This window comes from Chryseobacterium oranimense (genome assembly GCF_900129755.1).
Taxonomy (GTDB): Bacteria; Bacteroidota; Bacteroidia; order Flavobacteriales; family Weeksellaceae; genus Chryseobacterium; species Chryseobacterium oranimense.
In genome coordinates, this window is sequence record NZ_FQWT01000001.1 from 635,956 (window position 1) to 656,051 (window position 20,096).

At 40.4% G+C, this 20,096-nt stretch carries 24 protein-coding genes; 10 read left to right on the forward strand and 14 right to left on the reverse strand.

The features are described from left to right. Positions 1-8: 8 nt before the first annotated feature. The 7 genes from BUB03_RS02895 to mobC form a co-directional block, all read right to left on the reverse strand. On the reverse strand, positions 9-692 hold the full coding sequence (locus BUB03_RS02895; RefSeq protein WP_024567739.1) for a HupE/UreJ family protein: 684 nt from the start codon (positions 690-692) through the stop codon (positions 9-11). Positions 693-816: 124 nt separating this feature from the next. Further along, complete coding sequence (locus tag BUB03_RS02900; RefSeq protein ID WP_024567740.1) at positions 817-1,080, reverse strand: hypothetical protein; 264 nt, start codon at positions 1,078-1,080, stop codon at positions 817-819. Between the two features lie 86 nt (positions 1,081-1,166). Further along, entirely contained in the window at positions 1,167-1,574 is a 408-nt protein-coding gene (locus BUB03_RS02905; protein ID WP_024567741.1) for a hypothetical protein, read from the reverse strand. 110 nt (positions 1,575-1,684) lie between these two features. Beyond that, positions 1,685-2,563, reverse strand: coding sequence for a helix-turn-helix domain-containing protein (locus tag BUB03_RS02910; RefSeq protein WP_024567742.1), 879 nt, complete (start codon positions 2,561-2,563; stop codon positions 1,685-1,687). Between the two features lie 27 nt (positions 2,564-2,590). Continuing rightward, positions 2,591-2,839 (reverse strand): hypothetical protein, encoded by a 249-nt coding sequence (locus BUB03_RS21635; RefSeq protein WP_133147453.1) that lies wholly within the window; start codon positions 2,837-2,839, stop codon positions 2,591-2,593. Positions 2,840-2,918: 79 nt separating this feature from the next. Further along, positions 2,919-3,119 carry a hypothetical protein gene (locus BUB03_RS02915; protein WP_024567743.1) on the reverse strand — a complete coding sequence of 67 codons (201 nt, stop codon included), beginning with the start codon at positions 3,117-3,119 and terminating at the stop codon, positions 2,919-2,921. A 159-nt stretch (positions 3,120-3,278) separates the two neighbouring features. Further along, entirely contained in the window at positions 3,279-5,279 is a 2,001-nt protein-coding gene (gene mobC / locus BUB03_RS02920; RefSeq protein WP_024567744.1) for a conjugal transfer protein MobC, read from the reverse strand. Positions 5,280-5,492: 213 nt separating this feature from the next. Here mobC and BUB03_RS02925 point away from each other — a divergent pair, with 213 nt between their 5' ends. Beyond that, positions 5,493-6,050: a hypothetical protein gene (locus BUB03_RS02925; protein ID WP_024567745.1), complete on the forward strand. Its 558-nt coding sequence runs from the start codon at positions 5,493-5,495 to the stop codon at positions 6,048-6,050. A gap of 18 nt (positions 6,051-6,068) precedes the next feature. Here the strand turns inward: BUB03_RS02925 and mobB are convergent, their stop codons facing one another. Further along, the gene (mobB, locus tag BUB03_RS02930) at positions 6,069-7,355 is read right to left on the reverse strand and encodes a conjugal transfer protein MobB (RefSeq protein ID WP_024567746.1); all 1,287 of its coding nucleotides are present in this window, start codon (positions 7,353-7,355) and stop codon (positions 6,069-6,071) included. Next, positions 7,352-7,798, reverse strand: a complete 447-nt coding sequence (gene mobA, locus BUB03_RS02935) for a conjugal transfer protein MobA (RefSeq protein ID WP_002996037.1) — start codon at positions 7,796-7,798, stop codon at positions 7,352-7,354. The genes mobB and mobA overlap by 4 nt, the downstream gene beginning before the upstream one ends. A gap of 721 nt (positions 7,799-8,519) precedes the next feature. Between mobA and BUB03_RS02945 the strand changes: the two genes are divergently transcribed. The 3 genes from BUB03_RS02945 to BUB03_RS02955 are packed head-to-tail and all read left to right on the forward strand — an operon-like array spanning position 8,520 to position 10,373. Further along, the gene (locus tag BUB03_RS02945) at positions 8,520-9,287 is read left to right on the forward strand and encodes a ParA family protein (protein WP_024567747.1); all 768 of its coding nucleotides are present in this window, start codon (positions 8,520-8,522) and stop codon (positions 9,285-9,287) included. A gap of 4 nt (positions 9,288-9,291) precedes the next feature. Further along, positions 9,292-9,726, forward strand: coding sequence for a DUF3408 domain-containing protein (locus BUB03_RS02950; protein ID WP_002996029.1), 435 nt, complete (start codon positions 9,292-9,294; stop codon positions 9,724-9,726). An 11-nt stretch (positions 9,727-9,737) separates the two neighbouring features. Continuing rightward, positions 9,738-10,373 carry a hypothetical protein gene (locus BUB03_RS02955; RefSeq protein ID WP_002996027.1) on the forward strand — a complete coding sequence of 212 codons (636 nt, stop codon included), beginning with the start codon at positions 9,738-9,740 and terminating at the stop codon, positions 10,371-10,373. A gap of 16 nt (positions 10,374-10,389) precedes the next feature. Here BUB03_RS02955 and BUB03_RS02960 read toward each other — a convergent pair whose 3' ends face one another. Genes BUB03_RS02960 through BUB03_RS22030 form a run of 5 tightly spaced genes read right to left on the reverse strand, consistent with a single transcriptional unit; the run spans position 10,390 to position 14,374 of the window. Beyond that, positions 10,390-11,202, reverse strand: coding sequence for a hypothetical protein (locus tag BUB03_RS02960; RefSeq protein WP_002996025.1), 813 nt, complete (start codon positions 11,200-11,202; stop codon positions 10,390-10,392). Then, positions 11,203-12,978, reverse strand: coding sequence for a DUF2326 domain-containing protein (locus BUB03_RS02965; RefSeq protein WP_073060169.1), 1,776 nt, complete (start codon positions 12,976-12,978; stop codon positions 11,203-11,205). It lies immediately after the preceding gene. Next, positions 12,968-13,258, reverse strand: coding sequence for a hypothetical protein (locus BUB03_RS02970; RefSeq protein WP_002996022.1), 291 nt, complete (start codon positions 13,256-13,258; stop codon positions 12,968-12,970). Before BUB03_RS02970 ends, BUB03_RS02965 begins: the two co-directional genes overlap by 11 nt. Next, positions 13,255-14,121, reverse strand: a complete 867-nt coding sequence (locus BUB03_RS02975; RefSeq protein ID WP_198001572.1) for a hypothetical protein — start codon at positions 14,119-14,121, stop codon at positions 13,255-13,257. Before BUB03_RS02975 ends, BUB03_RS02970 begins: the two co-directional genes overlap by 4 nt. Positions 14,122-14,158: 37 nt before the next feature. Beyond that, positions 14,159-14,374, reverse strand: coding sequence for a helix-turn-helix domain-containing protein (locus BUB03_RS22030; protein WP_109570615.1), 216 nt, complete (start codon positions 14,372-14,374; stop codon positions 14,159-14,161). 257 nt (positions 14,375-14,631) lie between these two features. On the opposite strand from BUB03_RS22030, the gene BUB03_RS02985 reads away from it, so the two are divergent. The 6 genes from BUB03_RS02985 to traK are packed head-to-tail and all read left to right on the forward strand — an operon-like array spanning position 14,632 to position 20,088. After that, positions 14,632-14,937 carry a DUF4134 domain-containing protein gene (locus BUB03_RS02985; protein ID WP_002979435.1) on the forward strand — a complete coding sequence of 102 codons (306 nt, stop codon included), beginning with the start codon at positions 14,632-14,634 and terminating at the stop codon, positions 14,935-14,937. Positions 14,938-14,947: 10 nt separating this feature from the next. After that, positions 14,948-15,280: a DUF4133 domain-containing protein gene (locus BUB03_RS02990; protein WP_002996016.1), complete on the forward strand. Its 333-nt coding sequence runs from the start codon at positions 14,948-14,950 to the stop codon at positions 15,278-15,280. Next, positions 15,277-17,781: a TraG family conjugative transposon ATPase gene (locus BUB03_RS02995; RefSeq protein ID WP_024567749.1), complete on the forward strand. Its 2,505-nt coding sequence runs from the start codon at positions 15,277-15,279 to the stop codon at positions 17,779-17,781. Before BUB03_RS02990 ends, BUB03_RS02995 begins: the two co-directional genes overlap by 4 nt. 27 nt (positions 17,782-17,808) lie before the next feature. Further along, entirely contained in the window at positions 17,809-18,441 is a 633-nt protein-coding gene (locus tag BUB03_RS03000) for a DUF4141 domain-containing protein (RefSeq protein ID WP_002996013.1), read from the forward strand. Positions 18,442-18,443: 2 nt separating this feature from the next. Continuing rightward, a complete protein-coding gene (traJ, locus tag BUB03_RS03005) occupies positions 18,444-19,439 on the forward strand; it encodes a conjugative transposon protein TraJ (RefSeq protein WP_002996010.1) in 996 nt (331 codons plus the stop codon). 25 nt (positions 19,440-19,464) lie between these two features. Further along, complete coding sequence (gene traK, locus BUB03_RS03010) at positions 19,465-20,088, forward strand: conjugative transposon protein TraK (RefSeq protein ID WP_002996009.1); 624 nt, start codon at positions 19,465-19,467, stop codon at positions 20,086-20,088. Positions 20,089-20,096: the final 8 nt, after the last annotated feature.

The window sequence follows — 20,096 nt, forward strand, 5'->3', positions numbered from 1 at the left end:
GATATTTGTTAAGAGTTAAAATAACCGACTAACTGATAGCCGAATAATAAAAAGCCTGCTGCCATCAGCAACATATTTGTAACTGTTGAGAATTTTAGAAAACTCGGTGACCTTCTCCAATTAGTGATGATAAACAATACAAGGGCTAAGGCTATGAACTGACCTATCTCTACACCGATATTGAAGCCAAGCAGGTTGGTCAATAAGCCGGTTCGGTCAAAGCTCAATTCCTGTAACTTACTGGCTAAACCAAACCCGTGAAAAAGTCCAAAGATTAAGACTGCCGCTTTGGTATTGGGCTGACGTCCTAAAAACCTTTGAAAGCCTCCTAAATTATCGAAGCCTTTATACACGATAGACAATGCAATAATGGCATCAATCAGATAGGCATTGATTGCCATATCTGCCAATACACCCAGCAATAGGGTAATACTGTGACCAATGGTAAAAAAACTCACATAAAGCAGTACTTCTTTTGGGCGATACAGAAAAAAGATAACGCCTACAAGAAAGAGCAGGTGGTCATACCCGGTGAGCATATGCTTTGCCCCGATATACAGAAAAGGAACGAAAGCTACTCCCGAATTGCCGCTTAAAAATGTCTGGGTATCCTCATCTACTCCGTGAGCATACGCCGCCCCTGAAACCAATATCAGTAGGGCTATTGATAGAAAAATTTTGATATACTTCATTTCCGGATTTTTTGTTAATTGAAAGCATAGCATCGAGGATGTGCATAGGTGAATACACACATCTCACGATGTACAGTTTGTGAAATCAATTATGCACACGGATTAAGCGTAATCCCCAAAAGGATTAATGCTTGTGTCCGTGAGCTTTGTCTATGCTGTCCTGATTAACTTTAGGCTGCGCAGCAGATTTATCTGTGCTGTCAGCAGGTGTATGATTACCCGCAGGGTCGTGGGAATGACCGTGAGCCTTGTCAATGCTGTCCTGATTGACTGCCGGAGCTGTTAGTTCCTGTTCTGAATTTGAATTATCCGAAGAAGATTTTTCGCTGTTATTGCAAGCTGTAAACGCAAGTGCAGCAAATGCCGCTATAATGAATGATTTTTTCATCGTTAAAATAAATTTGATATTAAAAAAGAAATAATTCGCCCGTAGGATTGGGCGTAACTCAAATTTTAACTTTCAGAGAATGAAAGTTAAGCAACGATGAAAGAGGGAGGTCCCCGAAGGGTGTATGCTCCGAGGAGCGGTGGTAAATAAATAAAGTGTCCATCAGGTGGAAACGTGTGTTTCTGATAGACAACTATATATTCAACAGGCGGAATGAAATCAATCGGTAAAGCCTTGATTGATTTTACATCATCCTTTGAAATAACAATTCTGGTTTCGCTTGAATTAGTAAAAGATACGTGTTCGCCAGCGTGTATAAAACCCGAAAAGGCAAGCTCTAAAGGTGTTTCTTTACTATTGTTATGATGATTGTTGCCATTCTGATGCCCGTCATTGGCAATATCTGCGTGGTGGTGGTGCGATACAATGCCGTGCCCCAAAATAACTAATTGGGCAGCAATTAAAAACAATATGGCAATATATTTACGCAACATTATGGCAAAGATATACAAATAAGTTCATTTGGTAATAATTCGGTGCAAAAAAATGAATTTAGCCCCCAATAAAATATTACAATGGCAGATGCTTAAATTTAAAAAGCCTTTTACACAGGCTCAACAGGAATATGGATTGCTCTCTCCATATTTTCGTAAGGATTTGTCAGCGGGCTTTGCGGTAAAATCTCAAATGCAAAAGGTTGTTTAATCCTGTAAGGGCTTTGATGCAGCCATTCGTATAAGCTGTGAAAAGTATGGAATATTTGTTTTGTATCGCCTGTAATGCCACATACGGCAAACTTTCCGCCGTCAATGTTTAGTATATCAATGCCTTTGGGTATCTCCTGATGTGCCTGTAACGTTATTCCTGCCTGATATATGCCTGCGTGTGGATTGACAATGCCGACAAATTGCGTGTTCACAGTCAGTAAATCCCTTGCCTCTGCAAACTGAATAACTCTTTTGAAACTCTTATGAATTTCTCCGATGTCTGTTAAAGGTGCATTTACAAAAATGACTTTAAGCGATTGGGCTTTTTTTATTTCAATGCTCAAATCCTTTTCCCTGCCGTTATTATCATTTACGAAAAAGTTCCCATTGATTTTTATATGCTTCAGGTACTTTGTAATAGTCGTGTGGTCTTTTGACGGAATGTTCCGCAATTCCTCTGCCGAAATACCAAAGAAATTCCTAAAGCTCCTTGCAAATGTAGAAGATGAAGCAAAACCGTTATCCAGTGCAATTTCGGTAATGGATTTGTGCGTATGTGTGAGCAAATAATGGGCAACATTTATCATTCTTACCTTTATGATAAACTGTTTCGGGCTTTCGCCAGTTACCTGCTTAAATATTTTTTGGAAATGAAAAGGCGAATAATTAGCGATGCCCGCAAGTTGTGCTAACGAAAGCTCCTCTTGCGGGTTTTGCTGAATGAAGTTGATAACTGCATTGATTTTCTTTTTATGTTCCGTTGAAATATCAAACATCGCTTACAAAGGTAATCAAAATACAGGCTAATGGTTTGAGTGCTGCTCCATTCCGTTGTGGTGTGGCGGTGTATGATGCCCTGAATGAAAATGATGAATAATGCCGTGAACAATGGTTGCAACAAGGATGAGGTGAAGCATCACAAGAACGACTTTACTGAAATGGCGATACCATTTTCCAAGCGAATGCCTGTCTATGTAAATCCTCAAAAAAACGGCTGCAATCAACGTCAATAATTCAAAGGTCAAAAGACCTGCTAAATGTAAGTGAAACATAATTTTATATGTAAGCTGATTAAATTAAAAAAAGCAAAGAGCAACCTTATATTGTTACTCTTTGCTGTAACTGCGTTCATCATTTTTTAACAACAAGTTTTTCAGTTGCGGCATTAAACTCAATCGCCTTTTTGTTGCTTTCGGCAACTCTCGATTGTTTGCCGTGAATGATTTTTCCCAAAGGGCAAATACCGTCAGCAGGTGGTTGGTGTCCTACGTGCAATGCCGCTCCAAGTGTAAGAACAGAAGCCGCACTTAACATTACAATTTTACCTTTCATATTATTTTCGACAGTGATTATAGTGCTGTCCCCGCACTTCTAATAATTTACTAAGGCAAAGATTGAATGTTTACATTGCATACACTTTACAAAACGAGGGAAGTAGTTTGCATTTCTTGCGATTGTTGCCAAAACATTTAAAGAACTTTCACTATTCGGCTATTGTTCCTGCACCAAATGCTGTAAGTTCGGGTCGTTCTTGATACGCTCCATTTCGCTGACTACAATATTCAGTATATCAGATTTTATCTGTTTGTAATTGCTTTCAATTTCCTGCTTCATTTTATCCTCGCCCTGCTCATTTACAAAAGATAAGATTTGCGGTATCTTTTGATAGGCTTTGCTTTCTGCTGCTACCTTTTCATTATCTACCACAATTTCGGCGTGAAAAATCTTTTGCTCGATACGTTCATCAAAGTTATCTGATACAGAACCGACAAACATCCCTTGCGTTAAAGTTGAGATTTTGGAAGCGGGAATAAGGCTGTCTAACTGTGTGGAGATAGAGGTAGATTTATCGTTGCGGTTAATCGTCATACTTTGGCGTTTCTGCAACACTTTACCAAAGCGTTCTGATAGGCTCTTTGCCGTTTCTCCAACCACCTGACCACTAAAAATATTGCCTACGGTATTCTGTATTACCTTGCTTTCTTTATCGCCGTAATCCCTCGTCAATTGCGAAAAATCCTGAAAGCCCAAGCAAACCGCTACCTTATTACTTCTCGCCGTTGCGATAAGATTGTCCAGTCCCCGAAAATAAATGGTGGGCAATTCGTCTATGATAACCGAACTTTTAAGCTGTCCTTTTTTGTTGATGAGCTTTACAATTCTTGAATTGTATAAGCCCAATGCTGCGGAGTAGATATTTTGACGGTCGGGGTTATTGCCTACACATAAAATTTTCGGCTCTTTCGGATTGTTGATGTCGAGCGTGAAATCATCGCCTGTCATCACCCAATAAAGGCTCGGCGAAATCATTCTTGATAAAGGAATTTTTGCCGATGCAATTTGTCCCTGTAACTGGTCTTGTGCGCCGCCTTGCCACGCATCCATAAAGGGCGACAAATAATTTTCCAAATCGGGGTAAGAGGTTAAAATCGTGAACACGTCCGAATACTTTTTATTCAGCAATTCAATGGCGTGTGGGAACGTACAATACTTACCATTCTCGTAGATTTTCAGATACCAAATAATGGCAGCCAATAAGATAATTGGGCTTTCTACGAAGAAATCGCCCTGCTTCTGTATCCAGCTTCGGTTGAGGTTTAGCATTATGGTATAAGCCGCTTCGTAAGCATCGGATATGTCGGTCATAAAATCGGGATTGAGTGGATTGCAACGATGGCTCTTGCGTGGGTCGTCAAAATTTATCACGTAAAATTTTGGCTGTACTTTGTACTTGTCCCTGTGCTTCAGTAAATGATTGTAGGCAATGGTAGAAAGGTCGTCAAACTTGAAATCGTATATGTACATACTGAAACCTTTCTCTATCTGCTGCTTGATGTAGTTATTTACAATCGCATACGATTTACCCGAACCCGGAGTGCCTAACACAATTGATGCCCTGAATGGATTGACGATGTTAATCCAGCCGTTGTTCCATTTTCCTTTGTAATAAAACTTCGTGGGAAGATTGACAGAGTATTCGTTTTCCATCAACTTGGTTTCCTGCTGAAAGCTCTCGTTCTCGTTGTTGAAAACATCGTCCATCAGGTTGTTGCGAAGCAAACGGCTCATCCAAACGCCAGCGACCATTAAGGCGATATACCCTAAACCTGTGGTTAAGATATACAGAAATGTAGCGATTAATAACGGTAGCTTTAGTAAAGGGAAATTCAGAAAGAACAGGATAATACCGATTGCTAAAGCCACATAGATTTTAGACCAGGTTATCTTCTCATCTTTAACGCCCTTTGTTCCCAAACAGCTCAAAGCCAACAAAACCAAAGCGAAGACTTTGGTATATAAGGTATGCGAAAACAGCCCTGCCGTTCGCTGAAAGTTGCCTAATATTTTATTGATTAACTCCAATGTCCAGCCACGCTCTATAAAGAAACCGTAGCAGAACCAATAAAGGTGCATCAGCACTATGATGATGCTTACTGCCCGCATAAAAGCCATTATCTTGGCAAGTCCTCTTAAATCGTCTTCTCCCTGCATTTTTGTAAAATTTTAAATGTTCGGGCGTGAATTTAGAAGCTGTGTTGTGTGGCTATAAGAATGTGGCAGTGAATGGCAGTGTTTGGCATTAAGAGGCTATAAAGCCTTCAATACCGTTCAGGTAATCCAATGATTTTTTTTAAATTTATACTCGTGAAAACCATTTTGCTATTCTCGTCTGTTGGAACAAGCAAGATTTAAAAGAGGAATGCTATGAATTGGAATAATCCTGATGCTTATCCCGGAGAAACTGAAGAAGAATATGAAATTCGGAAAAGAGGTGAAAGCCAAGCTGCCACCGGATTAATGTCTGGGATAATAAAGTTTTTTCTTTTCGGCTTAAAAATAGCGGCTATTTTCGGCGTGTTCTTTTACGCCGGGTTTTTGCTGTCGCAAAAATTGTGGGGCAAAGAAACTGATAACTTTAAGATTTGGGCATTCTCCCTATTATTTGCCTACCTCATCTTCTGCATCGTTTATTTTTTGAAAGGAACTATTATAGGATTACGGAGAAAGAACCAGAGGCTATGGATATTACCGTGGGCTATCTGTGTTTTATTATGCTGCATTGTTCCTGCATTCATTATAAAATCAATAGTAGCTGGTATGTTCAGCGTGACAGAACGAGATAGTATATGGTGTATCGGGCTAAGCTGGGGAGCGTTTGTACTTTCCGCATTATACATCTACGGTATTTATCAATTCAAAACACCTACTGCACCTAAGATTTTGCATTGGAGCTATGCGTTGGGGCTGAAAGTTTCTACATAATAGGCAAAGAAAAACCTGTTACTGACCTCGTTTGCGCTTCCTTTTCTTTTTCATTCTATTGGCAAAATCCTGTTCCTCGTAATCCTCGCCCTGTGCTTCGGGAATGAGCAAACCGCCCAACGCTTCAACCAACCCGTCTTCATTTTTATCGGTAGTAACAAAATCAAACAAATGGTGGGGTTCTTCCGCAGGAAGATCTGCATCATTTGTCCTTGCTATTTTCGGTATTAGCTTATCAGGCTCTTTTATCTCCGGCTTAATGTTGTTATTCCAGTAATCATTAAAGGTATTGGCAGAAAGCTCTGTTGCTAAACGTGAACCGTTCCAAACCGTTTTGGAATTGTGGTCAATAAAAGTGATACCGTAAATACGTCCTGTATCATTCCGGCGCACTACTATGTTAATGCCCTGTTCTCCTAACTGCTTTTTAAATGCCTGTTCATCGCTTGTGGTTTTCAGGGCTATGGTAACGGCAGATTTTAGGGTCTGCTTGGTAGGATTGTCTTTCAATGCCGTTTTGCATTTCGCAAAATGCAATTCCAAAGCCGGAAGCCCTGCGCTCTTGCCAAACAAGGAAGCCTTGAACGGATGCCCGGCTCTTTCGCCTTTTTCATTCAACGGAATATATAATAAGCCCTGCTGCATTTTTCCTTGTAATTCGCCCTCTATTTTCTCGGTGGTAATATTGAACAGGGAAAGCAGGGCATTGTATTCGCCCAAAGTTTGGTATTGGTAGTAGTTCGGCAGGTGGCGAACGACCGAAGCTATTTGGCTTTTTACATCGCCCGCCCGATAATCTACCGGACGGAAAACCTTATCAGTCTGGTTACGTTCTTTGTCCGTAGCCGGTATTAAATGATATTGTTTTTCCAGTTCCCGGCATACATTCATCGACCGCATTTTCTCAAATTTGTCCGAAATCTTTTTGCCCTGCTCGTCCACACATACCGATACGATGTGAATGTGGCTGCGGTCAATATCAGTATGCTTGAATACAATAAAAGGCTGCTCGCCGTAACCCATTTCCCGCATATACTGCTGTGCCATTTCCCGAAATTTATCATCATTTACGATGTCTTTCGGGTCGGGATTGAGCGAAATATGCAGCGTATGTTTCTCGGTATTGCGGTTGGCTATCAGATAAGGAGCGAAAGATTGGGCTAATTGCGCAACCGTATATTGACCGCTTGCGGTTTCAATCATCTTATTGGCAAACAGAATTTGTCCGTTTTCTTTTTCAATTTTCAGGTTATTGTATGCCAATGCACCATATAAATTTCCGCTCCTACCGATTTTTGCTATCACTTTTTAGAATGGTTTTTGAGGTATTTTGCTTCAAATTCTTCGGTCAGTTCAATGATTTTTCTACATAACATCGCCATTTCAGCCGTCTGTTTTTCCAGCTTAAAGAGGTAAGCCGATGCTTTTTTCTGTGAAAAATTCTTGTAAAGCAGCTTAATAATCTGGTTGTAATTCACGCCAACGTTGCGGAACTGGCTGTGAAAAGAGGTCAGCCGCATATAAAAATCAACCGTTCCTTTGTCAATCTGAATGGTCTTTATCGTCTTGTCAAAGATGCGGGATTTGATAAAGTGTGCCTTTACATCCATATTCGACTGGTCAAACAGGGCAAGAAACTTGGCGTTTTCCTCTTCGTTAAGAGAAAGCGAATACCTGAATATCGCTGGGTCTGTTTTAAGTGGACGACCAATGGGTTTTCTCACTTGTCTTTTGTTGTTCTCGTTCATAATAAATCCATTTTTAACCTATACAAAACCCTGACTTCGGAAGGTGTTTTCCAGCCCCCTGCAAGGGCAAGTTGTTCTGCATCGGAAAATACTTTTGAGATGCTGAGAACACAACTTGCCGTGTTCTGTTGAACACAAAAATCCGCCCTGCGGGACGGATTGAATGTAACAGGGAAAAACGGCTCGATGCCGTTCCCCATTTTTTCCGATTTGTCAAAATATGCTTGCATAAATCCGTTAATAAAAATCATTCTACAAAGTAACTACCTCTTATTAAGAGTATTGCAATGCGATACCCGGACAAATACTGCCTTTGAACGCCAAACACTGCCACAATGAAATAAGCACCTATCTATCTGCATTTCTTTGTACATAGAAACAGAGATAAGGGCGCAGATAAGTATGCAGGTAACAACATAAGTACCTGATTAAAAAAGTAGCTAAGTGCAATTGTACGGAGATAGAAAAATACCTGCCGACATACCTGAACAGATAGTTGAGCAAGTAAAAATGCAGGTACGCATATCGGCAGATATGCAGATGCAAACCTGCATATCTGCATACAATCCTAAAGAAGTATTCAGGTACATCGCTAATGGAGCGCATACCTGCCTAAGTAATTACATACCTATATGCCTATGTACAGGATGATATAGGTAGAAGCCTGCGGAGATACGGACATAAGTAATTGAGTATATAAATAAGTAAAAACAGTTGTAATATGAACGAAAAACAAAAACCAGTATTTATCGCCTTTTCATCCCAAAAAGGCGGTGTAGGTAAAAGCACCTTTACTACGCTTGTTGCAAGTACAATGCACTACCGGTTAGGCTACAATGTTGCCGTATTCGATGCGGATTTTCCACAGCACAGCCTGATGAAAATGAAAGACCGTGATTTGAAAATGATAATGGAAAACGAGGCTTTGAAAAAGCTGGCGTACAAACAATTTACCACTATCAACAAAAAAGCCTATCCAATAATACAGCACAAGGCAAACAGCGTACTGGAAGAAGCCCACGAATTTGTAAGCAGCTCTTCAGTGCCACTTGATGTGGTATTCTTTGACCTGCCCGGAACGGTGAACACACCCGGCATCCTGAAAGCACTGGCAGGAATGCACCACATTTTTACGCCCATTACGGCAGACCGTGTGGTAATGGAAAGTACGCTCATTTTCACACAGCTTTTGCAGGACGTGATTATGAAGAAAGGAGAAACCGATATAAAAACCATTAACCTGTTTTGGAACCAAGTGGATGGAAGGGAAAGTACCCCGCTATACGGTATATATAATCAGCTTATCGAACAGTTAGGGTTAAGCCTGATGCAAAGCCAAATCAAAAACAGCACACGCTTCCGCAAGGAAAGCGAAGTAAACAGCAAAACCATATTTCGCTCAACCCTGATGCCGCCCGATGAGCGGCTGATGAAAGCCTGCCAGTTGGACGAGTTTATGAGCGAATTTTTAAAAATCATTCAATTATAGTCCTATGGAGAAAGACAATAAGAAAAAAGTAACGCCCGATATTAACGAGGAGCTGATGATGAACCTGATGGTAGATGGTGTAAAAAAAGAGGGCTTACAGCTTCCGCCAGAAACCGCCGATGAACCGGAGCAGAAAGTAAGTGTGCGGGAAGAACCGACAAGGGAAAAGCCTGCGGTTAAAGAGAAGAGCAGGACCAAAAAGGCAACCGAAGCCGATTACGAAAGTATCTTTTTCAAAAAGTCGGAAACCAATGCCCGTGATGGGAAAACGGTCTATATCCGACCAGAGTTTCACGAAAAGCTGACACGTATTATACAAGTAATTGGTGAAGACAAGATTAGTATTTACGCTTATTTGGATAACCTGTTGGATTATCACTTTCAGGAATTTGGCGAACAGATTACCAAGAGCTATAACGATAAGTATAAACCCATTTAATAATTGGAGCTATGGAGATTGTAATTGTAATATGCCTGCTGATAGTCATTGCCTTGCTTTTGCAGGACAAGATTGTCATTAAGAAAAGGTCGGAGCAAAAGCCGACAAAGGGAAAAATCAATCCGCACCTTCCCGATATTATGGGGCAGCCTAAACCGAAATTAAGCCATTCAGTGCCAAACACTGCCAATGAAAGCCAAATAGAGGAAGTGGAGATAAACCTTGATAATTTAGACATTGAATATGACGAAAACGAAAACGTCAGCATTCAAATTCCGCAGGAAGAACTGGACGAAGTTTTCAGCAATATACCTGATTTGGAAGATGAGGAAGAAGACTGGAACAGGTACGGAATACCCAATGGCGATGACGGTTTTGCCCAAGGGGTTACCTTCGAAGAACTAAGCTCCGTGGGGGTATTGCTCCAAAAAGAAAAATTGGAAACAGCCCAAAAGGAAACAGCGGTAGCCATAGTTCAGAAATTACAGGGAACCGAACTATTCAGCCTATTGGAAAATTCTGTGGCGGATGCTTCCCGAAAGATAGCCGAGCTTTTGGATAGTAGCCTTTCAACTGAAACAGAACCCGGTTCTTCCACCTTGCGGAAAAATGATTTGGGGAATTTTGACATTGGGGAGTTCTTATAGACTTCCCTTTGTCTTTTTAAATTCCGTTTTCCGAGAACTCTTCAAACGCAGAATAGTTTTTTATTCCTTTAGACTTGTTCACTTTTCCCATAATTGTGCAATCAATCCGGCTTTTTAGATAGGATGCTAAATCATCAAAATGCCGAACATCAATATAATTAATTCCTGATGCTTTATATCTTTTAGATAATGAAATAGTAAAAGCAGCCCAGTTGAATTTTTCTCCCTTTTTACTTAGTTCAATTTGTTTCCAATCGCCATATCTTTTTTTTAAATAATCAATATAGTTCTTCTTAGAAAGCTCTTTCCCCAATGCTCCGTCAGGTAATTCAATTTTTGCTTTTACAGGCTTGGATTTTTTTACAAACTTTGGAAAATACTTATGTAGCAAAGCCTCTGATTGTTCAATATGCTTTGTAACGGTGTCCCATCCCCAATAATATAAATGAAATGGAAGTTCCTTTTCTTTTCTGATTTGATTGAGGTATTCCTGTATTTGCACATCGTCACGGAAGGTAGAAACAAAAACAAATTTGTCGAAATCAATAGCTAAGTCCCTCGATTTTTCTAAATCGGTGTTTATATCCTGAATTAGATTTTTCCTGATAGTTTCATCCTTTCTTCCAATGCTCTTCAATTTGCATTGAATAACCGTTTTGGTTTTAGTAGAAAAGACATCAATTCCTTTCTGATTTTGTCCTTTTACACCAAACGTCTGAAAGTCTGTATTCTCATATGACGAAGTATTCTCTACAAAATTGAATAAATCACAAGTAAGTTCCTCAAATAACCTTTCATCTTTTAAAGGAGGTAGTTGATAGTTCGCCATCTAAAAAAATCGTTTAAAAATTGTTTCCTGTTCGGTATCTGAATATTCAGCAATCACTTGTTTTGACCAATCAAAATCAAACTTTCCAAACTTATTTTCATCGCCGTTTAAATCAATTTCATCTTCATTGAAAGTAAGTATATATTGAAAGTTATGCAGCTCGTTCGATTTGTGGTACATATAGTTCAGGACATTGGATATTGTTTTGTATGATATGGCGTGAAATACACCATCGTGTACAAGAAAATCAGGGATATTGCGTTTATCAATCCTGCTTTTTAAGAATACCATTAAATCATACGCTACAATTTTCAAACGTTCCTGTCCCAAAGCATCTGCTTTTGGAATTTCCAGACTTATTTTAAATGGCAACTGATTTCTTGGCGAAGTAGAGTTTAATGTGATATTAAAATAAGAATTATCAAATTCTTCATCCAAATAGATAGCATTTTCAAGAATTTGCTGAAATAATAATCTCAACTCATCAAGATAGGTTTGTTGCTTATTTAGTTCACTAACAATATCTCTCTTTAATTCTGCAATGACAATATTGGAATTTCCTAATATTTCCTCTATTTCGTCAATTTCCCTTACAATTGAGGTGTTCCGTTCTAAAAGTGTTTTTTCATTCACTAATCTTTCGTAGGTACTCTCAATCCTGTCCAATGCACCTCTCTCTTTTAGCAATGAAAATAATTGGCTCCTGTTCTTTTCTAATTTTTCAAGCTGTGTTAAACTTTGGTCTATTGATGATTGTAATTTCTTTTCTTCTTCCAATAAATATTTATTTCTATTCGCCAGAAGTTGTTTTTTAAAGTCTATAACTTCATCTAAACTCTTTTTTACAAAGTTGCCAAATGTAGATACGGTTTCATTGTAGAGCTTACGAATTTTGTCCAGGTCGATAGATGTTACATCATTGTAAGAGGATTTGAGTTTTTCTAATTTACGGTTTGTATTATGATAGATGACAGATTGCTCGTTAATTTCAGATATAACCTGATTTAGCTTTTGCTCTATCTCTTTGTGATTAGCAAGAAAGTTGTACTCTTTCAGGCTATTCTCAAGTGCTACAATATCTTTTTCGATTTTTAGCCGCTCGGTTCTAAACTCCTGAATATCTTTCCCTGTATCTGCCTTAACCTTTTCTGATAATGATTTTACTTTATTATTGTATCTTTCATATTCAGAAGAAACTTCGTTATATTTTAAAAGTGTTTTAGTCGGGAGATTAAGCAAATAAAAATTATACAACGCCTTTTCTCTTGCATTGGCGTTATAAGAAACAAAATTTAAAGGGTCAACTCTCTGCTGACTTTGCAAGTCATCCTTAACAAAAAATTCCATCAACGTTCCATATCTTTTTCCCTCAAAGAATACTTCGTTGTTCTCTGTCGGAAAAAATATCCCTTCCAGCAATTTCGGCATTTCAGATTTTTCATATTCATCGAGAGCATCCGGTCGCTTCCCGAAAAATATTTTTTTTGTATCGGCAAAGCCCCTCTTGAGAAAATATTTTTGTTCCTGTACTTCAATTTCTAAAGTAATCGTGTGTTCATCCTCACGTAAAAAGTCATACTTTTTTTGAGCAAATCTTTTTTCTGCTTTACCGCTTAGTAAGGTAAAATCAACAAGCCTGACCAACGTAGATTTGCCAATACCATTAATCCCTCGTGCTTCTTTATCCCCAGAGTATTTGCCCAATATGATGTTTATTCCATTGTGAAATGGAACAGCATCTATAAGGTTGGTTTCTGAATATATTCTAATTAACATTGTCGAATAAACTTGTTTGATTTTCTTCTTGGCTTTCTTTCTTTACCAATTTAATTTTATATCCTTTTTTCTCAATACTGCCAATTGTATGCAAAAAGGTTAAAGCATACAGAAAAAGGTCGGGTGTTCTATCTTTATCCCTGTTTAAAAACTTATTCATTATATCATCCACGATGGTATATTTGTTTTTAAAAGGGGAATTGCCCATAATACTAATAATATCTGCTCCCAATACCATAAGATTGGTTTTAAGATTGCTTTCTGGCTGCGGTAATATCATAGTTCATTTTCTGTTTTTCTGCCTATTAAACACTGCTCAAACATATAAAGCAATATAGATTTTACACACTTCACATATTCATCATCTTTAATGTTTCCATATGCTGTTGTATATTGGTCGGTTAGATTATATAATCTATCCTTGAAATTTCCTGAAAGTTTATTGTAATCATTTATAACTCTTCTTTTCAGGGTATTAATCTCATCATCGTTATATCCCGAAAGTATATTGGTAATCGTGTTAAATTCTGCCATAACCAGTACCATTTCCGAGTTCATTCCATCCCAATCTTCCTGCTCAAAGTTGAGTTCGATTTTCTTTTGGGGAGGGACTAATGATTTCCTGTCGAAATGCAGAGCCTTATCTTCTTCGCTTGAAGCATTCAATAAGTCATTAATAATTTCCTGAATATAGTCCTGTATAAAAAAGTTCTCAATCCCCAAATAAGCTGCAAGTTTTCTTTTTTTACTTGATACAAGTTCATCAACAATAGAAAGAATTTGGTCTATACCCTTAATCGAAGTATCGCCGTCCAAACTCTGAATTAGCGTAAATTGTTCCGGTGATACTTCGTGGTTTACGTACATTTCCCAATTTGGAAATTTGTCTTTCCAGTTTTTCTGGTATTTTTCGAAATCTCCTTCTTTGTTTGTTGCCCCTAAAACTTTCGTTTCAAAATCAGTTTTGCTATATTTTCTTGGTGCGTAACAAGCCAATATTTTTTGTTCGGGTAAAATAGTACCGTCATTGCCTTTATCCTTATTCCTTCTAATGGGCGTATAGTTATCAACGCCATATTTCAAAAGAAACAGTTCATCAATAAATTCTTCGAACTCAAATCCTTCTTTGGATTGAATTTGCATTTTAAAAGCGTTCTTCAATAATTTATCCATATACAAATCAGAGTTCCAAATTAATTTTAACTGTACCGTCAAATCCCTTTTCTACTATCTCTTTAAGGGTTTGAAGTTTGATATTATTGCCATAATCAGTTTCAACCTTAGAAATGTAACTCCTTTTCTTACCCACTTTTTGGGCTAATTGTTCTTGAGTTAGCTGTCTTTGTTCTCTGGCTTCCTTCAGCATTTCTCCAATATGTCTGCCTGATATTTTCATCTCAAAAAGGATTAAAATTGACTTTATTACGAATGTACAAATGTAATTTAAAAGTTGCATTGAACCAACTGTAAATTGTATAAAAAGCATTTGAAAATTTCCACTCTCGTTCTGAAAATTCCCACCAACAAAGCCACTCACAGCCAAACACTTCCTTTGACTGCCACTTTCTTATAACGCCTCTTTTTCCACAAGACATTTGTCCCGAAAGCTCGCAAGGTGCGGGATAAAATGTAACAAATAAATGTGTTTCAATTATGGAAAAACAGAGAAAAAAAGTTTTGCTGGCAGCCGTGGCGATGCTGTCAGGAATTGGTGCGTTCGCACAGGGAAACGGTTCGGCAGGTATCAACGAAGCTACTCAAATGGTAACAAGCTATTTCGACCCCGCCACCCAATTAATCTACGCCATCGGTGCGGTGGTTGGGCTCATCGGAGGCGTTAAGGTGTATAACAAATTCAGCTCCGGCGACCCTGACACGAGCAAGACTGCGGCAAGCTGGTTTGGTGCGTGTATCTTCCTGATTGTTGCCGCTACCATCCTGCGTTCATTCTTCCTGTAATCCTTTGCTTATGAATAGTTACAATATTAACAAAGGCATTGGGCGTACAGTAGAGTTCAAAGGATTGAAAGCGCAATACCTGTTCATTTTCGCAGGCGGACTGCTCGGTACGCTTATTCTCGTGATGATACTGTATATGGCAGGCGTAAACTCTTACATCTGCCTGTTCATCGGAGCAGGGGGTGCTTCGCTCATCGTATGGCAGACCTTTTCACTGAACCAAAAGTACGGCGAACACGGGCTGATGAAAGTGGGTGCAAGAAAACGGCATCCTCGATACATCATCTGCCGCAAGCCTGTACACAGGTATTTAAAATTCACTTCTAAACCAAAAGCCGTATGAGAAATGTAGCAAAGACCTCCACTTTGGAAAGCAAATTTCCATTGCTGGCAGTAGAGAACAACTGCATACTTTCCAAAGATGCGGACATTACCGCCTGTTTTGAAGTGCGTTTACCGGAACTGTTCACGGTAGCTTCTGCGGAATATGAAGCCATTCACTCCGCTTGGCACAAGGCGATTAAGACCTTACCCGATTTTACGGTCATTCACAAACAGGATTGGTACATCAAAGAAAGCTACGCCCCCGATTTGGCACAGGAAGATCAGAGTTTTTTATCGAAATCTTATCAACGCCATTTCAACGAGCGACCATTCCTGAACCACTATTGCTACCTGTTCCTGACAAAAACCACCAAAGAGCGTATGCGTATGCAAAGCAACTTCAGTTCGCTTTGCAAAGGCACACTCATACCAAAGGAAATCAGGGATAAGGAAGCGATACATCGCTTTATGGAAGCCGTAGCACAGTTTGAGCGTATTGTGAACGATAGCGGTTTTGTGAGCCTGCAACGATTGAGCGAAGAAGACATCATCGGTACAAATGAAAAGCAAGGATTGCTGGAACAGTATTTTACCCTTTCGAGGGAAGCAGGAACGCCGATGCAGGACATCGCACTCGGTGCTGAAGAAGTCCGTATCGGAAACAAAAGGTTGTCTTTGCACACCCTGTCCGATACGGACGATTTGCCCGGAACGGTATCGGCAGATACACGTTTTGAAAAGCTATCTACCGACCGTAGCGACTGCCGTTTGTCGTTCGCTGCACCTGTGGGGTTGTTGTTGAGCTGCAACCATATCTACAACCAGTATTTGTTTTTGGATAACAGCGAAGCGAACCTGCAAAAGTTTGAAAAATCAGCAAGGAATATGCACTCATTGGCTCGGTACAGCCGTGCCAACCAAATCAACAAAGAGTGGATAGAAAAGTACCTGAACGAAGCACATTCGTTCGGGCTTTCCTCTGTTCGTGCGCATTTTAATATTATGGCGTGGTCGGAAGACCCTGCCGAACTCAAACAGCTAAAGAATGATTGCGGTAGTGCGTTAGCACTGATGGAGTGTAAGCCACGCCACAACACTACGGATGTTGCCACGTTGTATTGGGCTGGAATGCCGGGCAATGCCGGCGACTTTCCGGCAGAGGAAAGTTTTTACACGTTCATAGAGCCAGCCTTATGCTTCTTTACCGAAGAAACCAATTACCACAATTCGCCGTCCCCATTCGGGGTAAAAATGGCGGACAGGCTTACAGGCAAGCCTATCCATTTGGATATATCAGATTTGCCAATGAAGCGTGGCATTATCACGAACCGGAACAAATTCATTCTTGGTCCGTCAGGTTCGGGTAAATCGTTCTTCACAAACCATATGGTAAGGCAGTATTTCGAGCAGGGCGCACACGTACTGTTGGTAGATACGGGTAATTCCTATCAGGGTTTGTGCGAATTGATTAAGGGGAAAACCAAAGGCGAAGACGGGGTTTATTTTACCTATACCGAAGACAATCCCATTGCCTTTAACCCTTTTTATACCGATGACGGCGTGTTCGATATTGAAAAGCGTGAAAGTATCAAAACTTTGATACTAACGCTTTGGAAAAGGGACGATGAACCGCCGACCCGTTCGGAAGAAGTGGCATTATCCAATGCCGTTAGCGGTTATATCGAGCGTATCAAAACGGAAAACGTGTACCCATCATTTAACGGCTTCTACGAGTATGTAAAAGGCGATTACCGCAAGGTATTGGAGCAAAAGCAGGTAAGGGAAAAAGACTTTGACATTGCCAATTTCCTCAACGTATTAGAGCCTTATTACAAAGGCGGCGAATACGATTACCTGCTGAACTCAAACAAGCAGTTAGACCTGCTTTCCAAACGCTTTATCGTGTTTGAAATTGATGCCATCAAAGACCACAAAATCCTCTTTCCCATAGTCACGATTATCATTATGGAGGTGTTCATCAACAAGATGCGCCGACTGAAAGGTATCCGTAAGCTCATCCTGATTGAAGAGGCTTGGAAAGCGATTGCCAAAGAGGGAATGGCGGAATACATCAAGTACCTCTTTAAGACCGTTCGCAAATTCTTCGGAGAAGCGATTGTCGTAACGCAAGAGGTCGATGATATTATCCAGTCGCCCATTGTGAAAGAAAGTATCATCAACAACTCCGATTGTAAAATCCTCTTAGACCAGCGCAAGTATATGAATAAGTTTGACGATATACAGGCAATGCTGGGGCTTACCGATAAGGAGAAAGGGCAGGTACTTTCTATCAATATGAACAACGACCCATCAAGGCTTTACAAAGAAGTCTGGATTGGTTTAGGTGGTACGCACTCGGCAGTCTATGCCACCGAAGTTAGTTTGGAGGAATACCTCGCCTATACCACCGAAGAAACCGAAAAAATGGAAGTAATGCAGCTCGCTGCTGAACTGGACGGAAACGTGGAACTCGCCATTAAGCATATCGCTATGCAACGGCGTGACAATTCAAATCAATAGTCATTAACAATTTAAAATTTCAAGAAAATGAAAAAAATCCTTTTTATGGTGTGTACGGCACTAATGCTTGCCGTTGCACCGTCCGCAAAAGCCCAATGGGTAGTAACCGACCCCGCAAACCTTGCATCGGGCATTCTCAACAGTGCGAATGAAATCGTACAGACTTCTTCCACCGTAAGCAATGTGGTTAAGAACTTCAACGAAGTGAAGAAAGTGTACGAACAGGGCAAGGAATATTACGACAAGCTGAAAGCCGTCAACAACCTTGTGAAAGATGCCCGTAAGGTGCAGCAAACGGTTTTGCTGGTAGGCGATGTTTCGGAAATGTACGTGCAGAATTTCGGCAAGATGATGAACGACCCCAATTTCTCGCCGCAAGAGCTGACCGCTATCGGTAACGGCTACTCCGCATTGCTCAATGAAAGTACCGAACTGCTGAAAGAACTGAAGCAAATCGTAACCTCATCCAGCCTTTCGCTGAACGACAAAGAGCGTATGGACATCATCGACCGTGTGTACAAAGAAGTAAAAGACTACCACAGTCTTGTACGCTATTACACCAACAAAAATATTTCTGTAAGCTACCTGAGAGCGAAAAAGAAAAACGATGCCAAAAGGGTGCTTGACCTATACGGAACTGCTAACCAAAAATACTGGTAACAATGGAATGGGATAATCTTCACGAACTCCTGCGTTCGCTTTATGACGATATGATGCCGCTTGCAGGCGATATGGCGGCAGTGGCTAAAGGTCTTGCGGGATTGGGTGCATTATTCTATGTGGCATTAAAGGTTTGGCAGGCTTTAAGCCGTGCCGAACCTATTGATATGTTCCCATTGTTACGCCCGTTTGCTTTGGGGCTTTGCATTATGTTTTTCCCAACCATTGTATTGGGAACTATCAATGCAGTGCTAAGCCCCGTTGTAACGGGAACACATTCCATACTCGAAGACCAGGTGCTTGACCTGAACAAGCTGCAACAGCAGAAAGACCAACTGGAATATGAAGCAATGGTCAGAAATCCCGAAACCGCCTATATGGTATCGGACGAAGAGTTTGACAAGAAGCTGGATGAATTGGGCTGGTCGCCCTCCGACATCGGCACGATGGCGGGTATGTATATGGACAGGGGTGCTTATCAAATAGAAAAAGCCATAAAGGATTGGTTTCGCAATCTACTGGAGATACTCTTTCAGGCGGCGGCTTTGGTTATTGATACCATAAGAACATTTTTCCTGATAGTCCTCTCCATACTCGGACCGATTGCCTTTGCAATTTCCGTATGGGACGGCTTTCAGTCCACGCTCACGCAGTGGCTCACGAGGTATGTGAGCGTTTACCTGTGGTTGCCTGTTTCCGATTTGTTCAGTTCGATGCTGGCAAGGATACAATCGCTGATACTGGAAAAGGATATAGCAATGCTTTCAGACCCGACCTATATACCCGACACCTCCAATACGGTGTACATCATCTTTATGATTATCGGCATCATCGGGTACTTCACTATCCCGACAGTAACAGGCTGGGTAATCCAAGCTGGAGGCGCAGGAAACTTTACCCGCAATGTAAACTCAACAGCAATGAAAGCAGGAAACCTTGCCGGAGCCGGAGCTGGTTCAACGGTTGGAAACATCGGCGGTCAGTTACTTAAAAAATAATGTAAAACAATAATCATTCTTAAAAATGGAATTTAAAACGCTAAGAAATATAGAAAACAGCTTTCGGCAGATACGTTTATATGCCATCGTGTTTGCCGTTCTCTGCATAGGCGTAGTAGGATTTGCCGTGTGGAAATCGTACAGCTTTGCAAATGAACAAAGGCAAAAAATCTATGTGCTGGATAATGGCAAATCACTGATGCTTGCCTTGTCGCAGGATGCCAGTATTAACCGACCTGTGGAAGCAAGGGAACACGTCAGGAGATTTCACGAATTGTTCTTCACGCTTGCACCCGATAAGAACGCTATTGAAAGCAATATGAGCAGGGCGTTCAACCTTGCCGATAAATCAGCTTTCGACTATTACAAAGACCTGTCTGAAAAGGGCTATTACAGCCGTATCATTTCGGGTAATGTTCAGCAACGAATTGAGGTAGATAGTGTGGTGTGCAATTTCGACAATTACCCCTATGCAGTGCGCACCTATGCCAAACAGTTCATCATCCGTTCGAGCAACGTAACACGCCGTAACCTGATTACTTCCTGCTATCTCGTCAACTCCGTTCGTTCGGATAACAACCCGCAGGGATTTAACATCGAAAAGTTTGCGGTAGTAGAAAACAAAGACATCGAAGTTATCGAACGCTAAAAATTAAG

Coding starts and splice junctions, on each gene's coding strand:
- BUB03_RS02895 (WP_024567739.1), bottom strand. CDS start 692: ATGAAGTATATCAAAATTTTTCTATCAATAGCCCTACTGATATTGGTT.
- BUB03_RS02900 (WP_024567740.1), bottom strand. CDS start 1,080: ATGAAAAAATCATTCATTATAGCGGCATTTGCTGCACTTGCGTTTACA.
- BUB03_RS02905 (WP_024567741.1), bottom strand. CDS start 1,574: ATGTTGCGTAAATATATTGCCATATTGTTTTTAATTGCTGCCCAATTA.
- BUB03_RS02910 (WP_024567742.1), bottom strand. CDS start 2,563: ATGTTTGATATTTCAACGGAACATAAAAAGAAAATCAATGCAGTTATC.
- BUB03_RS21635 (WP_133147453.1), bottom strand. CDS start 2,839: ATGTTTCACTTACATTTAGCAGGTCTTTTGACCTTTGAATTATTGACG.
- BUB03_RS02915 (WP_024567743.1), bottom strand. CDS start 3,119: ATGAAAGGTAAAATTGTAATGTTAAGTGCGGCTTCTGTTCTTACACTT.
- mobC (WP_024567744.1), bottom strand. CDS start 5,279: ATGCAGGGAGAAGACGATTTAAGAGGACTTGCCAAGATAATGGCTTTT.
- BUB03_RS02925 (WP_024567745.1), top strand. CDS start 5,493: ATGAATTGGAATAATCCTGATGCTTATCCCGGAGAAACTGAAGAAGAA.
- mobA (WP_002996037.1), bottom strand. CDS start 7,798: ATGAACGAGAACAACAAAAGACAAGTGAGAAAACCCATTGGTCGTCCA.
- BUB03_RS02945 (WP_024567747.1), top strand. CDS start 8,520: ATGAACGAAAAACAAAAACCAGTATTTATCGCCTTTTCATCCCAAAAA.
- BUB03_RS02950 (WP_002996029.1), top strand. CDS start 9,292: ATGGAGAAAGACAATAAGAAAAAAGTAACGCCCGATATTAACGAGGAG.
- BUB03_RS02955 (WP_002996027.1), top strand. CDS start 9,738: ATGGAGATTGTAATTGTAATATGCCTGCTGATAGTCATTGCCTTGCTT.
- BUB03_RS02960 (WP_002996025.1), bottom strand. CDS start 11,202: ATGGCGAACTATCAACTACCTCCTTTAAAAGATGAAAGGTTATTTGAG.
- BUB03_RS02965 (WP_073060169.1), bottom strand. CDS start 12,978: ATGTTAATTAGAATATATTCAGAAACCAACCTTATAGATGCTGTTCCA.
- BUB03_RS02970 (WP_002996022.1), bottom strand. CDS start 13,258: ATGATATTACCGCAGCCAGAAAGCAATCTTAAAACCAATCTTATGGTA.
- BUB03_RS02975 (WP_198001572.1), bottom strand. CDS start 14,121: ATGCAAATTCAATCCAAAGAAGGATTTGAGTTCGAAGAATTTATTGAT.
- BUB03_RS22030 (WP_109570615.1), bottom strand. CDS start 14,374: ATGAAAATATCAGGCAGACATATTGGAGAAATGCTGAAGGAAGCCAGA.
- BUB03_RS02985 (WP_002979435.1), top strand. CDS start 14,632: ATGGAAAAACAGAGAAAAAAAGTTTTGCTGGCAGCCGTGGCGATGCTG.
- BUB03_RS02990 (WP_002996016.1), top strand. CDS start 14,948: ATGAATAGTTACAATATTAACAAAGGCATTGGGCGTACAGTAGAGTTC.
- BUB03_RS02995 (WP_024567749.1), top strand. CDS start 15,277: ATGAGAAATGTAGCAAAGACCTCCACTTTGGAAAGCAAATTTCCATTG.
- BUB03_RS03000 (WP_002996013.1), top strand. CDS start 17,809: ATGAAAAAAATCCTTTTTATGGTGTGTACGGCACTAATGCTTGCCGTT.
- traJ (WP_002996010.1), top strand. CDS start 18,444: ATGGAATGGGATAATCTTCACGAACTCCTGCGTTCGCTTTATGACGAT.
- traK (WP_002996009.1), top strand. CDS start 19,465: ATGGAATTTAAAACGCTAAGAAATATAGAAAACAGCTTTCGGCAGATA.